Origin of the sequence: Desulfurivibrio alkaliphilus AHT 2, assembly GCF_000092205.1 — a bacterium.
GTDB lineage: Bacteria > Desulfobacterota > Desulfobulbia > Desulfobulbales > Desulfurivibrionaceae > Desulfurivibrio > Desulfurivibrio alkaliphilus.
In genome coordinates this window covers 2,980,744-2,993,841 of sequence record NC_014216.1, presented here as the reverse complement: position 1 = coordinate 2,993,841, position 13,098 = coordinate 2,980,744, and the positions used below count along the sequence as shown (strand labels likewise).

General features: G+C 63.3%; 10 protein-coding genes. 4 read left to right on the top strand and 6 right to left on the bottom strand.

The annotated features are described in order from the left end of the window. Window positions 1-78: 78 nt before the first annotated feature. Window positions 79-2,127, top strand: a complete 2,049-nt coding sequence (locus DAAHT2_RS13060; protein ID WP_013164750.1) for an FAD-dependent oxidoreductase — start codon at window positions 79-81, stop codon at window positions 2,125-2,127. Here the strand turns inward: DAAHT2_RS13060 and DAAHT2_RS13055 are convergent. From DAAHT2_RS13055 to DAAHT2_RS13040, 4 genes are all read right to left on the bottom strand, one after another. Next, window positions 2,124-3,068 (bottom strand): nitrilase-related carbon-nitrogen hydrolase, encoded by a 945-nt coding sequence (locus DAAHT2_RS13055; protein WP_013164749.1) that lies wholly within the window; start codon window positions 3,066-3,068, stop codon window positions 2,124-2,126. The two genes, DAAHT2_RS13060 and DAAHT2_RS13055, sit on opposite strands and share 4 nt — an antisense overlap. A gap of 16 nt (window positions 3,069-3,084) precedes the next feature. Then, window positions 3,085-4,527 (bottom strand): trimethylamine methyltransferase family protein, encoded by a 1,443-nt coding sequence (locus DAAHT2_RS13050; protein WP_013164748.1) that lies wholly within the window; start codon window positions 4,525-4,527, stop codon window positions 3,085-3,087. A 37-nt stretch (window positions 4,528-4,564) separates the two neighbouring features. Further along, window positions 4,565-6,391 (bottom strand): ASKHA domain-containing protein, encoded by a 1,827-nt coding sequence (locus DAAHT2_RS13045; RefSeq protein WP_049824426.1) that lies wholly within the window; start codon window positions 6,389-6,391, stop codon window positions 4,565-4,567. Between the two features lie 258 nt (window positions 6,392-6,649). Beyond that, entirely contained in the window at window positions 6,650-7,801 is a 1,152-nt protein-coding gene (locus DAAHT2_RS13040; RefSeq protein ID WP_013164746.1) for a THUMP domain-containing class I SAM-dependent RNA methyltransferase, read from the bottom strand. A gap of 307 nt (window positions 7,802-8,108) precedes the next feature. On the opposite strand from DAAHT2_RS13040, the gene DAAHT2_RS13035 reads away from it, so the two are divergent. From DAAHT2_RS13035 to mamK, 3 genes are all read left to right on the top strand, one after another. Further along, window positions 8,109-9,167: a rod shape-determining protein gene (locus tag DAAHT2_RS13035; RefSeq protein ID WP_013164745.1), complete on the top strand. Its 1,059-nt coding sequence runs from the start codon at window positions 8,109-8,111 to the stop codon at window positions 9,165-9,167. A gap of 80 nt (window positions 9,168-9,247) precedes the next feature. Then, window positions 9,248-9,817 (top strand): coiled-coil domain-containing protein, encoded by a 570-nt coding sequence (locus DAAHT2_RS13030; protein WP_013164744.1) that lies wholly within the window; start codon window positions 9,248-9,250, stop codon window positions 9,815-9,817. A gap of 11 nt (window positions 9,818-9,828) precedes the next feature. After that, window positions 9,829-10,962, top strand: coding sequence for a MamK family actin-like protein (gene mamK / locus DAAHT2_RS13025; RefSeq protein ID WP_013164743.1), 1,134 nt, complete (start codon window positions 9,829-9,831; stop codon window positions 10,960-10,962). A 277-nt stretch (window positions 10,963-11,239) separates the two neighbouring features. On the opposite strand, the gene DAAHT2_RS13015 is transcribed toward mamK, so the two are convergent. After that, window positions 11,240-12,295 carry an AI-2E family transporter gene (locus tag DAAHT2_RS13015; RefSeq protein WP_013164742.1) on the bottom strand — a complete coding sequence of 352 codons (1,056 nt, stop codon included), beginning with the start codon at window positions 12,293-12,295 and terminating at the stop codon, window positions 11,240-11,242. Window positions 12,296-12,322: 27 nt separating this feature from the next. Further along, the gene (locus tag DAAHT2_RS13010; RefSeq protein ID WP_013164741.1) at window positions 12,323-12,931 is read right to left on the bottom strand and encodes a class I SAM-dependent methyltransferase; all 609 of its coding nucleotides are present in this window, start codon (window positions 12,929-12,931) and stop codon (window positions 12,323-12,325) included. Between the last annotated feature and the right edge of the window lie 167 nt (window positions 12,932-13,098).

The following is a 13,098-nucleotide window of genomic DNA, read 5'->3' as shown; positions in this document are numbered from 1 at the left end:
ACCGAATACCATCTTAACACCGACGGCGGCAAACTTCAGGCTTGTCGCCGGCCAATTTGCATTTCCGGAATTTTACCCATGACTTACCCGCAACATAATGTACCCACCGAGTCGGAACCCTGGCCGCCGTGCCGGCGGGCCTGCCCGGTGCATGCCGATGTCCGCAGCTATGTAAACCTCGCCGGGCAAGGGAAATATGCCGAGGCGCTGGCGGTGATTCGCCGGCGGCTGCCCTATGCCGCCGTCTGCGGGCGGATCTGCCACCATCCCTGCGAGGCCAACTGCCGGCGGCGGGAAGTTGACGGGGCGGTGGCCATCCGGGAGATCAAGCGGTTTGTAGCTGAACATCCAGAGCAAGCCAACCTGCCGGTAACCCCCGGCATGGGGGAAAGGCAGCGGGTGGCGGTGATCGGCGGCGGCCCGGCGGGGCTGAGCGCGGCCCTGGAACTGGCCCGCCGGGGCTACCGCCCCACCGTGTTTGAAAAAGAACCAAAGGCCGGGGGCATCCCGGCGGTGGCCATCCCCGACTACCGGCTGCCCAAGGAGGTTTTACAACGAGATATCGACTGGATCCTCGGACACGGCGTCGAATTGCAAACCGGGGTGCAAATCGGCACCGACCGCAGCATCAAGGAGTTGCACCGGCAGGGTTTTGCCGCGGTGATCATTGCCGTGGGCCTGAGCACCAGCCGGCTGCTGCCCCTGCCCGGCGTCGACCAGCCCGGGGTGTACGGCGCCCTGGACTTCTTACGTGCCGTGACCGCCGGGCGACAATTGGCCATTGGCCGGGAAATTTTGGTCATCGGCGGCGGCAATGTGGCCTGCGACACCGCTCGCACCGCCCTGCGCCTTGGCGGGGGATTGCGGGTAAAACTGCTCTGCCTGGAAAGTGAAACGGAGATGCCGGCCCTGCCGGAGGAGATCGACGAAGCCCGCGAGGAAGGGATCGAACTGCTCACCCGCCGGGGCCCCCTGGCCATTGAGACGGCCGCGGGCCGGATCAGCGGCCTGCGCCATCGCCGGGTTCGCCGGGTATTCAACGACCAGGGGCAGTTCGCACCGGAATTTGATGACAGCGACCAGCAGACCACCACTTGCGATACGGTGATCTTCGCCATCGGCCAGGCCCTGGAGCAGGATTTTATCAAAGGCAGCGGCCTGAAGCTGGACCAGCGGGGCCGCCTGCCCTGCGACCCGGCAAGCCGGCAGACCAGTGTGCCCTGGATCTTTGCCGCCGGAGAGGCGATCTCCCCGCCGGGTTCGGTGGTGGAGGCCTGCGCCCATGGCAAGCGCACCGCCGAGGCGGTGGATCAGTATCTGCGCGGAGAGGCCATCTGCCCGCCCCCCGAACCGCCCCCGGCCCTTGAGCGGCTGGCGCCGGCCACCGCCGAGCAGGTTGCCCGTTTTCCCCGGGTGAACCTGGCCACCCGCCAAGCAGCTCGGCGCAAACAGGACTTTGCCCCTTACGTGGCCACCATCAGCGAAGAGCAGGCGGTGAGCGAGGCCCGGCGCTGCCTGGAATGCGGCAACGGCGCCCGGGTTACCGCCGACCGCTGCGTCAAGTGCCTCAACTGTGTCCGCCTCTGCCCCTACCAGGCGCCCCGGATCGAGCAGGTGGCGCTCATCAACCGGGAGCGCTGCCTGGCCTGCGGCATCTGCCACGGTGCCTGCCCCACCGGTGCCATCAAGATGGCCGGCGGCACCCCCGAGCAACTGGCCGCCGAACTGCCGCAACTGCTGGCGCAACTGACCGGCAGCGGCCCCAAAACCGTGGCCTACGTCTGCAGCCGCGCCACCGGCGCCCTTGCCTGCCTGCAGGCTGCCACTGCTCCCGCCGCCGACAACTGCGCCCGTATCTGCCTGCCACACCCCGGCCAGCTTGACGACCGCCAGCTACTGCACACCCTGGAGGCCGGCGCCGACACCGTTCTAGTGTTACTGGGGCCGGAAGAAGAGGAAGCGCACCGGCAAGCCCGCCGCCGGCTGCACGGGCAGGTGGCGCGTTTGCGACATGACCTGGCGGCCCTGGGGATGAACCCGGAAAAAATCCAGGTGCTGGAAACGACCGGCGATGACCAGCGGCAACTGCTGCAGGCAGAACCACAAAGCCTTAGCCGACAGCCTTAATACTTCTCGCCGCGCACCACCTTTCTCAACTCCCGGCGGGTTACGTACTGCTTGTCGCCCTGGAGAATCCTTTCCAGTTCCCGCTGGGTAAAATGGGGGTCATCGTTGCGCAGGTAAGGCAGCACGATTCGCTTCTGGCGCAGCATCTCCCGGTCGATCACCGCCCCGATCTCGTCTACTTCATGCAGCCGGGCCCGGACCACTTCCTGGCCGAAGGGGTTGATGATCTCGCTGCCACCCCAGAAGCTGAAGCTACCGGGCGCATCCGGGGTCGCTCCATCACTGTAGTCAACCTCCCGGCGCTTCTCCGGCCCCTCCTCGCCGACCCGGTTGGCGCACAGATTGTAAATCCCGAAGATTCTGGCATAGAATTTATTGATGATCTGCCAGGACTCGATATTGCAAAACTCACTGCCCATGGAACCCTGGGACGAGTTAAAAATGGTGACAAAAATATCGGCTTTTTGCGAGATCCCCAGGTAAGGCAGGGAGGGGTGCCAGAGGTCGTTGCAGATAAACACCGCGACATTGAACTCTCCCAGCCGGAAAACCGGCACCCGCTTGCCGCCGGAAAAGAACTTCTTTTCCTCAAACACCCCGTAGTTGGGCAGGTTGATCTTGCGGTAACAAAACAGGATCTCACCATCCACCGCCACCAGGGCGGCATTGTAAAAGTTCATCGAGCGTGACTCCTCGATGAACCCCACCACCGCCGCCGTGCCCTTGGTGGCGGCGGCCAGCCGCGCGATCTGGGGCGAATCCAGCCGCAGGGCCATCTCATGATAGCGGGCGCCGACAAAGTAGCCGGTCAGGGCCAGTTCGGGAAAGATGATCAAGCCCGCCCCTTGGGCCCGGTGGTGCTCAATCCGCTCGATAACCTGTTCCAGGTTCTGCTCCACCGCAAAGAGCTGGGGGCTGGTCTGGCAAATCGCTACCTGCATGGCTCAACTCCTTGTTTTAAAGTAAAATCTCAAACTCCTGCCGGAGCTGCCGGTCAATCTCGGGGGGAATATGGACAACCGGTTCGGCGGCCAGCAACTCTTGGGCCTGCCGGCGGGCCCGCTGCCGGGCATCGAGCCACTCCCCCTTTTCCCCCTTGGGGTTGTCGCGGTCTCCCAGGCGCAGAAAGATTCGCTCCTTGCGGAGATAGCGCCGGGTGTGCTTGTGGGTGAGAAAGGAGCCGTGGTGGCCGATATCGCGGATCACCTCCAGGGCCAGCCGCTCCCGGTCGACCTTGATCCCGCGATCGGCCCGGCGGGCCATGCCGATGATATCGTTGTCGATGACGTACTGCTCGTAGGCCACGCTCTTCAGGGAGTCCAGCATACCGGCGGCATGGTGGATCAGGTTGGCGCCGGAGTGGACCAGTTGCAGCAGGGAAAAGGCCTTTTCGTAGCCCGCCTGGATATCCGGGGTGCGGCTGTCGGTGACCCCGGCCGAGGTGTAGACCGGCAGGTCGTAAAACTGGGCCATCTGGGCCGCCGCGCCGTTGAGCATGCCGAACTCCACCGCCCCGCCGGAAAAACCGCCGCTGTGCATATCGGCAATGGCCGGCACCGCCCCGTAAATCACCGGGGCGCCGGGGTTGATCAACTGGCTCAAGGCTATCCCGGCCAGCAGTTCGGCGTTCATCTGGGCCAGGGTGCCGGCCAGGGTAACCGGGGCGGTGGAACCGGCCATGGGGGCCGAACCGATTACCACCGGCATCTCCTGGCGCACCAGTTCGGCCATGATTTCGGTGGAGTGCCGGTCCAGGGTCAGGGGGCTGACGCAGCAGGAAGTGATAAAGGAGATCACCGGTTTTTCCCTTAACCGGTCCCGGCCGCCGCAAAGCAAAGCCGCCAGCCGGATGGCCCGGCGGGCCGACTCCACCCTGGAAACCGCCGCCATTACATGCTTGCGGGTGCCGGCCAGGGCGGCGTAGTACTGGTTGAGATCCTGCCCCTCTTCGGGGATGTCGCGGGGGATCACCGGGCGGACGAAAAAGTCGATATGCTCCAGTTGATCAACCAGCCGGGCAATTTGGTAAATGTCGCGCAGGGTGGCGGGCCGCACGGCATCGCTCTCCAGGTCCAGCACCTGCAGGGCGGCCCCGCCGGTGCCGGCAAAGGAACGGGTCCCGCCCACCTCCAGGTCGGGGTGGCCGTCATGCCCGGCCAGGGTAACCACGGAGGGGGCGCTGGTCAGGGTCCGGTTCAGCAGCGAGGCGGTAAGGAAGATGATATTGCCGTCGTTGGCGGCCCCGGCCCGCCGGAAAACCTCCACGGCCTCCGGCGACTCCACCCGGATGCCGACCTTGGCCAGGATTTCCAGCGAGGTTTCATGGACGGCGACGATACCGGCGGCATCCAGTTGGGAGTAGCTGGTTTCCCGGGCCGCTTTCAAAGCGTTTTCCTGCATTGCACCTCCTTTTTATCAGCGGGTCGGATGTAAGCGGTTATGGTCGGGTTTTGTTTGCCAGGGTCATATGGCGGGCAAAGACCCGGTTAAAACCGGGGTAACCGGAAAGCTCGACATGGCTGGTCTGCCGGGCCAGCCGCCGGGCCCGGCGCCGTTGCCCGGCGGCCAGCAGGATTTTCACCGCCCCCAGGCCGGCGGCGTTCCCCACCCCGCCGATCTGCTCGGCCGGCAGCGGGGGTAACAGACCGATGGCCAGGGCATCATCGATATCGAGGAAGCTGCCGAAGGCGCCGGCAATACTGATCCGGGCCAACTCCTGCCAGGGCAGCCTCGCCTCGGCCAGCAAAATTTCAATCCCGCTGCGGATCGCCGCCCGGGCGATCACCAGTTCCTCGCCCAGATCCTTCCAGGTCAGCACCAGCGGCTCGCCATTGGCGGTCTGTTCCGCCGCCGCCAGCAAAATTCCCTGGCCATCGGGCGATTGCAGACCTTCCGGCAGTTCCCGGCGGCGCAGGCCGCCCCGGCGGTTGAGCAGGCCCGCCCGCTGCAAAACGGCGGCCACGGAAATCAGGCCGGAACCGGCAATCCCCCGTGCGGGCTGGTCGTCGATGGTATGACAGCGCAGGCGGTCATGGTCCCAAACGGCCCGGTCAATGGCGCCAGGCGCGGCCCGCATACCGCAACTGATCCGAGCCCCTTCAAAGGCCGGCCCGGCGGCGGCCGAGCAGGCCAGTACCCGGCCCTCCACGCTCAGCGCCATCTCGGCGTTGGTACCCAGATCCAGCAGCAAGTGCGGCGGCTGCGGCTGGTCAAAGTCCAGGGTCAGCAGGTCGGCCACCGCGTCGGACCCGACAAAGCCGGCGATCAGCGGCGGCAGATGAAGGCGGCCTTCTGCGGCGATCTGCAACCCCAGCCAGGCGGCAGGCAGCTCCGGCACCACCTGCAGGGCCGGAACAAAGGGCGCCACCCCGGCATAATAAGGGTCAATGCCCAACAATAAGCTCTGCATGCAGGTATTGCCCACCACCGTTGCCTCCTGCACATGGCGGGCCTGAACGCCGCTGTCGGCCAGCAGCCGGGCCAGCAGCTCATTGAGCCCGGCCACCGCCGTCTGCTGCAGGGTGGCCAGATCGCCCTGATGGGCCCGGTCGAGGCGGGTCATCAGGTCTTCGCCGAAGGTTACCTGGGGGTTGGTCCGGGCGGTCTGGGCCAGCAGCCGGCCGGTGGCCAGGTCGACCAGGTAGGCGGCCATGGTGGTGGTGCCCAGATCGAAGGCCACCCCGTAGTGCTTGCCGCTGCTGTCCCCCGCCTCCAGGTCGACCAGGCAACGGTCGCGCAGGGTGGCGGTGAGCTGCCAGTCGGCGGATCGGACCAGCCGGGGCAGTGCCGGCAGCAGCCCCGGCGCGGTATCATCCACCGCCAGCCCCTGCTCCTTGAGGGCGTGGTAAATGCGTTCCAGATCAGCAACTTGATCGTCGATGGCGGGGGGGGTAAGCTGAAGATATTTTTTGGTACTGACCGGTTCCACAACCGCGTTGTCCAGAGCCAGGGCCAGCCGGGTTTTGTACTCGGCGCTTAAGGCATTACCCTCCACCAGGCTGATGGTGACCGTCTCCCGGGGAAAGGTCTGGCAGGCCAGGCGCACGCCATCGACCAGTTCGGTGGGGGTAAGCAGCTGCTGTTCGGCCTGGCTGGGTTCACTGACCCCACCGGCCAGAATTTTGATCTTGCATTTGCCGCAGCTCCCTTCACCACCGCACAGGGAAGGCGGGGCCAGGTTGGGCCGCCGCTGCAGGGCCGCCAGCAGAGAAAGCTCAGGCGCGCAGGGGATTTTGCGCTTCTGCGGTTCCAGAAGAATAAACATCGCCTTTTTATAGCACAATTAACCCCACTCGGCAAAAAAGGGAGCGGTGGAACATGGCAACATCTAAATCATTGGTTGTTGCACCGGGGTGGGGGCCGCGAAACCCGGTAGCGACTCATTCTCGGCGGGCATCCTGCCCGCCTCCGAGGCGCCCGCCGCCTCCTGCGCGTCCATGCGCTCAGCGGCGGGCGAACCCGTCGCTACCGGGTTTCGCGGCCCCCGTCCAGCCCCCAGGCGACTTTGACGTTGCCTGGCAGGTCAGTAGAGCTCGTAGCAGGCCGCCACCCCCTCCAGGCCGCCGTTGTTGAGTTTTTTTCTGCGACTGGGCTTAAGGCCGATGGCCTTGAGCAGCTGGGGGTCACCGAAATAGATACAGGCGGTGGAGCCGGTACAGTGATGTTTAAGGAAGGAGCCCAGTTCCCGGATCAGGGCCGCCGCCTCTTGTTGATCACCCAGCCGGATCCCGTAAGGCGGGTTGGTTACGATGACCGCGTTGTTGATGGGGGGCAGCGCCTGAAAGGGGCTCACCCGCAGCTCTACCCGGTCTCCCTGGGGCAGCAGGGCCAGGTTGCGGCGGGCCATTCGGATGGCGCTTTTTGACTGGTCGCTGCCGGCCAGCAACCCGGCCGGCAAGCTCTGCATCTTGCCGTCGGCCTCTTTTTGCACCCGTTGCCAGAGGGCGGGGGAAAAATCCGGCAGGTTGGCCGGACCAAAGCGCCGGCGCAGCCGACCGGGGGGAATTGCCGCCCGCCGCAACAAAGCTTCGGCCAAAATCGTACCCGAACCGCAAAAGGGATCAACCAGCGGCCTGGTGCCGTCCCAGCCGGAAAAATCAACCAGGGCCGCCGCCAGGGTCTCCTGGATCGGGGCCTCTCCGCTTTCCCGGCGATAACCCCGGCGATGCAGCGACTCGCCGGCCAGATCCAGGCTGATCACCGCCCGATTGCGCCGGATATGCAGATCGAAAACCAGATCCGGCTGCTGCCGGTCAACATCGGGACGGCCGCCAAACTGCTGCTGAAAACGATCGACAATGGCGTCTTTAAGACACAGGGCCGCATAGCGGGAATGGCCCACCCGGCTGTCGCTGACCCGGGCGTTGATCATGAAACTTTGCGCCACCCCCAGCAGTTTTTCCCAGGGCAGGGCCAGGGCGGTTTTATAGAGGTATTTGGTACTGTGGCAGTTAAAGTGCAGCAGCGGGGCCAGCACCCGACTGCAGAGCCGGGTCTGGTAAACAATCCGATAAAGCACCGGCGGCTCGGCGGTAAAATAAACCCCACGCGGAATGGGATTGAGGCGCGTGGCCCCAAGGGCGGCCAGCTCGGCGGCGGCCTCCTCTTCCAGGTTGGCCGCCACCTGGGCAAAATAACCGCCGTTTTGCTGATAGAGAAAGGAATCGTTGCTCATGATCACTCGAAGATGCGGCCCGGCTGTTCGCTTACGGCCCGTTGTAGTCGGTAGGTTAATGCCCCGGCTGAACGCTTACGGCGCGGCTGTTCGTTTACAAAAGTTAACATTGGCCGCCCACTATAACCGAACCGTTGCCGCGACGGCATTTCTTTTTGATATTGACATCAAAACAACTTGTAACTAGGATCACTTTTCCAGGTTCTTGACCGTCTGCTGAAAAAAGAATCGATCCTTGCAACCAGACCCTCCGGATGCACCCCGTGGCCAACCGGGTGCATAAAGGGGCAACCGGGAGCAGCCACGGGTGACAAACCAACCAGACCACGACAACTCTCCCCTCCTGCTGGGAATAAAGCTGGGGACCGCGCGCACGGCGGTGGTTTCCAGTCGTGGTTATCGACAGCTGACCCCTTCGGTGGTGGGCTACCCCCGCGACATCATTGCCATCCGCCTGCTGGGCAAAACCCAGGTCTTCGGCGACCAGGCCCTGGCCCACAAATCCGCCCTGGTACTCTACCACCCCCTGCGTGACGGGTTGGCTGCCGATAGCGGCAAAAGCAACTACAACGCCGGTTCCGAACTGCTGCAACAAATCATCAGCGAGGCTCGCCAGGGCGAGAGCGGCGACATCAGCGCCGTCATCGCCGTGCCGGCGCGGACCTCCCCGGCCGCCCGGCAAACCCTGCAGCAAATGGCCGCCCAGTTTTGCCGCAACGCCCTGATCCTGCCCGAACCATACCTGGTGGCCTACCATTTAAACCGCCTGGCCAACTGCCTGCTGGTCGACATCGGGGCCGGCGGGGTTACGGTCTGCGCCATCAAGGGCAGCGCCCCTTTGCCCCAGGATCAGGCGGTACTGCCCCGGGGCGGCGATTACCTGGACCAGCAACTGCAGGCCCTGGTCAACCAGCATCACCAGGGGCTTCATATTTCGCTAACGCAGGCCCGGCAGATCAAGGAGCAATACGGTTATGTCGGTGCCGCCCCCGAACAGGTGCAGCTAACCCTGCGGGCCAAAGGCAAACCCGGGCTTTACGACCTTACCGATGAGCTGGGCGCGGTTTGCGGCTCCATCGTTCCCGAGGTCGTCGAGCAACTGGCCTCTTTACTGCCAAGCTTCGATCCCGAAGACCAGGAAACGGCTTTGCAACACATCTACCTCACCGGGGGAGGGTCGCGTATCCGCCGACTGGCCGGCATGATTGCTGAAGGGATGCACGAATATGGCCCCGTGCGGGTCAGTTGCGTCGATGAACCCGAGTACGGCGGGGCCGAGGGGGCCCTGCAACTGGCCGCCGAACTGCCGCCGGCCGACTGGCAGGAATTCGGCCTGGCCAACCGGCTCCCGGAAGCCGGCAGCTGAACGATTACGGCCCGTTAAACCGGCAGGTTAGCACCCCTGGTGAACGGTTACAAAACCACTTTAACCGGAGCAGGCAGAGCATGGAACCATACTTGGCGATTTCCCTCTTGATCCTGGGCGCTGTAGCGGCAACCGGGATTTCCTGGCTTTACTGGCAGCGCCGCTTGCGCCGGCTGGAAGAGCAGGCCCAGGAAGCGGAAGAAGGGGCCCGCCGGTCGCTTAAAGAGATGATGGAAAAAAACCGCCTGCTGGAAGAAGAGGTCTTTGCCGGTAAAAAAGATCTTGATCTGCGCCAGGAACAGTTGAGCGCCGCCAGCCGGCAGATCGCCTCCCTGGCCGAAGAGCTGCAGAATGCCCACCGGCAGTACCGGGAAATCAGCGAACAGATCCGGGCCGTTGAACAAAAAATGCACGACAGCGCCATGGAGCTGAGCCGGATCCCCGCCCTTGAAAAAAGCCTGGCCGAAAAAGCGGCCGAGCTGCAGCAGCGGCAACAGGAAATCGCCGCCCTGGCAACCGCCAGGCAGCAACTGGAAGAAGCGCTGGCCGAAGAAAAACGCTCGTTTGACGAGTGCGTCATATATGTGGAAGGCAGCCATTATCTGCCGGGAAGGGTCGTCCGCAACCTGACCGGCGCCAAACAACCCTGAGGACTCGGACGATGACGATACTGGAACAGGAAGAAACCACCATGCAGGAGCAGGAGCACAGCGAATACGAAACCGCGCCGGCGGAGGAGACTAGCTCCGGCCGCTCGGCCACCCCGCAAGCGATGAGCGACCATACCCTGGTGGGAATTGATCTGGGAACCTGCCGCACGGTGGTGGTCGGAGCCGACGGGCAGGAGTTGGAAATCCGCTCGGTGGTTGGTTACCCCAAAGACATCATCAGCCGCCAGGCCGTGGGCGACGGGCCGCTGTTCGGCAACGAGGCCCTGGAAAAACGCAACTTCCTCGATCTTTGCCACCCTCTGGCGGAAGGGGTAATCCGCGATGCCAGCGAACGGGACTACCAGGCGGCCCGGGAACTGATCCACCACCTGGTGGACAAGATCAAAGAAAACAGCAACGGGGAACGGGTCAGCGGGATCATCGGGGTTCCGGCCCGGGCCTCGCTGATGAACAAGGAGGTGCTGCTCAAGGTGGCCCGCGAGGTGATGGATACCGCCCTGGTGGTTTCCGAACCCTTCATGGTCGCCTACGCGCTGGGCAAGCTCAACCGCTGCATCATCGTCGATATCGGGGCCGGCACGGTGGATGTCTGCGGCATGAAAGGCTCGGTACCGGCCCCCGAAGATCAGGTTACCACCTTCAAGGGGGGCGATTACCTGGATGAACGGCTGGAGGCCGCCATTTTGCGGCGCCACCCCGGGGCCCAGATCACCCGCTCTTTGGCCTGCCGGATCAAAGAGGAACACGCCTTTGTCGGGGAACCGGAACGGCCGGTGGAGGTTACCCTGCGGGTGGAAGGCAAACCAGCGCGTTTCGACATCACCGAAGAGATCCGCACGGTCTGCGAGAGCATGGTGCCCAATATCGTGGAGCAGGTGGAAACTTTAATCGCCTCTTTCGACCCCGAAGATCAGGAAGAGACCTTGAAAAACATCTACCTGGCCGGTTGCGGCTCCCGCATCCGCGGCCTGGATCGGATGCTGGCAAACGCCCTGCACGATTACGGCGATGTGCGAATCACCTGCGTAGATGACCCGGAACGAATCGGGGCCAAAGGGGCCTTGAAACTGGCCCTGGAAGTACCACCAGCGCACTGGCCCGAAATAGGCCTCATGTTTGGGTAAACTTGCAGCAGCACCGCATCTTCGGGCGATCAGCCCGGCTTGCGTACCTGGGGTACGCGGCGCCGGGCTGCTTGCCCGAACCTGCGGCACTGCTGCAAGTTTACCTTCCCCCCGTCTGCAGCAAGTTCACCGCTCTTTATGCCTTCCCGTATACCCTGAAAAATAGCGTCAGTGTAAACGAGCAGCAGTGCCGTATATTTGGGCAAGCAGTCAAGCGCCGCGTACCCCGGGTACGCAAGCTTGGCTGATCGCCCAAAGATGCGGTGCTGCTGTTCGTTTACACAGGGTCGGGGGTGCGGGGCCAGCAGATAATGACCGCGTTGACCAGGGTGGCCAGGGGGATGGCAAAGAAGATGCCCCAGAACCCCCAGAGGCCGCCGAAAACCAGGATGGCGGCGATGATCGCCACCGGGTGGAGGTTGACCACCTTGGCAAAAAGTAGCGGGTTGAGCACATTGCCGTCCAGGCCTTGGATGACCCCGTAAATTACCAGCAGCCAGAACAGTTCACTGCCCATACCCCACTGGAAATAACCGATCAGGGCCACCGGAATGGTGACCACCACCGCCCCGACGTAGGGGATCAGCACCGACAAGCCGGTCAGGGTGGCCAGCAGCAGGGCGTAATCGACCCCCAGCAGGGCAAAGCAGAGATAGGTCACCACCCCGACGATCAGGATCTCCCAGAACTTGCCCCGTACGTAGTTGCCCATCTGCACATCCAGGTCATGCCACAGGTACTGGGCGGCGCTGCGTTCCCGGGGCAGCCGCAGGCTGACCCATTCCAGGATGATTTTTTTGTCTTTGAGCAGAAAAAAGACCAGAAAAGGCACCAGGACCAGGTAGACCAGCAGGGTGATCAGGTTGGCCACCGAGGCCAGGGAAATGGCCAGCATCCGCTGGCCAAGGGTGCCCACCTGGGTACGGACGGTGTTGACTATTTCCCGGACCTGATCTTCGCTGATCGCCGGATAGCGCTCGGGCAGGGCCAGCAGCACCTGCTGCCCCCGGGCGATGTAATGCGGCAACTCTTTGAACAGATCGGCAATCTGGGCCCAGAGCAGGGGAAAAATGGCAAAAGAGCCCACCAGGGCCAGCACGACGAACAGCAGCAGCACAAAACTGACCCCAACGATCCGCCGCACCCCCTTGTCCTCCATCCAGGCAATGGGACCTTCCAGCAGATAGGCAATGATGATGGCGGTGAGCAGTGGGGCCAGCATCCGGCCGAAAAAGAGCAGCACCAGGGTGCCGATCAGCAGCAGGAAGGTCAGGATCACCGCCTGGGGGTCGCTGAAATAACGCCGGTGCCAGAGCCGCAACATGGCAAGCATGTCTGTTGATTACCTCTCCTGCTGGTTTCAGGCCTCCGGCTTGCGCCAACGAAAAAAGCGCATGGGCGGCACATTGAACAGTTCCAGTTCCACTTCCGGCTGGCCCAGCAGTTTGCGGCTCAGCAGGGCCACCCGATCCCGCACCTGATAGGCGACAAAGAGCCCGCCGGGGGGCAATGAATCCCAGACCGCCCCAATGATCCGGCGCCCCATGGTCAGCGGCATGGTGGAGAAGGGAATACCGGACACCACCACATCGGGGGGGGGCAATTGCTGTTGATGGAGAATCTCCCGGACATGCTCGGCGCTGCCCAGCTGCACGTTAAGGCGGGGGTCGGGATGCCGGCGCAGCAACTCCACAAATTCCGGGGTGATTTCGATGCTCAGCAACTTGGCATCCGGCCGCATGGCTTTAAGCATGGCCTGGGTCGTGCCGCCGGTGCCGGGTCCCAGTTCAACCACCAGGGAGGCATGGCGGATACAGGCACAGTCGACCAGCCGCCGCTCCAGAAACCGGGAACTGGGAATTATCGACGCCACCTGTTCCGGGTGTCGCAAAAAACCCTGTAAAAAAGCCAAGCTGCCTCTACCGGCCGACTTCAGGTTAAGCTCTCCTTCCTTATTCACGCTATTCACGCTCTCTCCTTGTTGTTAATCCATGACTGAAACAAACAAAGCATACCAAATTAACACCATGATCCGCAAGCCCGACAAAGTCGGGCAATCATATGGCACCGCATCTTGCGGCAAGTTCTGCCAGGGGCACGCACGGCCGCGATTTTTTCAAGTTGATAATCACTTCG